This window comes from Burkholderia sp. Ac-20392, assembly GCF_017104585.1.
Lineage (GTDB): Bacteria > Pseudomonadota > Gammaproteobacteria > Burkholderiales > Burkholderiaceae > Burkholderia > Burkholderia lata.
The window spans coordinates 1-1751 of record NZ_JAAGPB010000910.1; the positions used below are offsets into that span (position 1 = coordinate 1).

Consider the following 1751-nt stretch of genomic DNA (forward strand, 5'->3'; position numbering starts at 1 on the left):
TCGCCGCTGCGCGTGCTGAGCTGGTTCGGCGACTTCAGCTACTCGCTGTACCTGATCCACCTGCCGCTGTTCGTCTGCCTCGGCTCGGTGCTGTTCCATTCCGAGCTGCAGTTGTCGATCTGGCCGTCGTTCGCGTTCATGGCCGCCGCGATCCCGGTCGCGTATGTGTTCTACCGGATGTTCGAACGGCCCGCGATGACGTGGTCGGCCAGCTTCAAGCCGACCCGTCCCGCCCGCGTTGTCACGCCGGCGCCCGAACGGGCCGTCTGACCCGGCCGGCATGCTTGCCCGAGCCCCCCGCGCGGCGTCCCGCTGCGCGGGGGCTTTTTCATGGCCTGAGCGCGCCGGCATGCCGGGTTGGCGTGAAGGGTAGCCTTCCGGCGTCGGGCCGCGCTACGGCCCGCATGAGCCGTCCTCGACCGGCTTTCACCACCGGGGCTGCCTAGGCGCGGCCTTCTGGCGTTTCCTTCTGGCGTTTCCTTCTGGCGTTTCCTTCTGGCGTTTCCTTCTGGCGTTTCCTTCTGGCGTTTCCTTCTGGCGTTTCCTTCTGGCGTTTCCTTCTGGCATCACCTGCTGGCGTCACCTGCTGCCGTTTCCCTCTGCCGTTTCCCTCTGCCGTTTCCCTCTGCCGTCTCGCTCTGCCGTCTCCGTTTGGCGTCGCCTTATCCCGTCGCCAACCGCGCCCTCCCAATCCGCAACCGGCCAAGCACGCGCCCTGACGGCGCAGAACAAACGCCTGCAGCGCTGAAAAACAAAGCCCCCACGCAGCACACCGCCGCATGAGGGCTCGTTTCCCGCCGGCTCGCGCCGTTTACTGCTTCTTCGCCTTCGCGGCCTTCGCCGTATCCGCGAGGATCTTCTCGACCCGCTCCACGTAGGTTTCGGTGCCGAACCGGCGCACCGCCGTCGCACGCCCGCTCGCGACGAGCCGATCGCGCAGCGCGCCGTCGCGCTTCAGCGTATCCAGCGCATCGGCCAGCGCCGTCGCATCGCCCGGCGCGCAGAGCAGCCCGTTGTCGCCGTCCTCGATGATCTCGACGACACCGCCCGCGCGGGCCGCGACGACCGGCCGGCGCGCGAGCATCCCTTCGACGATCACGCGCCCGAACGGCTCGGGCGTGATCGACGTGTGCGCAACCACGTCGACCGCCGTCATGCAGGCGGCCACGTCGCGCTGGAACCCGAGGAAATGCACGCGAGCGCCCATCCCGTGCCGGACAACGTATTCATGCAGTTGCGCCGCGTATTCGTCCTCGCCGAACAGCGGCGCGCCGACCAGCACCACGTGCATGTCGGGATGCCGCGCGGCCGCCTCCAGCAACACGTGCTGCCCCTTCCAGTGCGCGAGGCGGCTGAACGAACCGACCAGCCATGCGTGCTCGGGCAACCCCAGCCGCGCGCGCAGCGCGGCCTGGCTGACGCCTTCCAGCGCATCGAACGGCTCGGCCGAAATGCCGTTGAACACGACGTCGACGTGCTGCGGCGTGAAGCCCGTCAGCGTACGGAACGCCTGCGCGGACGCGTCGGAGTTCGCGATCACGCGCGTGACGCCGAGCCGCGCGCAGTACTTGATCGCCAGCAACTGCTTGCTGCCGAAATGGTCGGTGCTGACGATGTCGCGCAGGTGCCACACCACCGGCTTGCGCGCGAGCCGCCCGGCCAGCGCGGCAACCACCATCGCACGCTGCGTGTTCGCGTAGATCACCTCGGCACGGCGTGCACGGCGCGCGACGTCGCGCACCAGCCGCACG

At 68.9% G+C, this 1751-nt stretch carries 2 protein-coding genes; one reads left to right on the forward strand and one right to left on the reverse strand.

From position 1 onward, the window contains the following. Positions 1-270 (forward strand): acyltransferase family protein (locus G3N99_RS39625; RefSeq protein ID WP_206125121.1); only part of this gene is annotated, 270 nt, incomplete at its 5' end. Positions 271-811: 541 nt separating this feature from the next. Here G3N99_RS39625 and G3N99_RS39630 read toward each other — a convergent pair. Next, positions 812-1751: glycosyltransferase family 4 protein (locus G3N99_RS39630; protein ID WP_206125122.1), on the reverse strand; the 940-nt coding region annotated here is incomplete at its 5' end.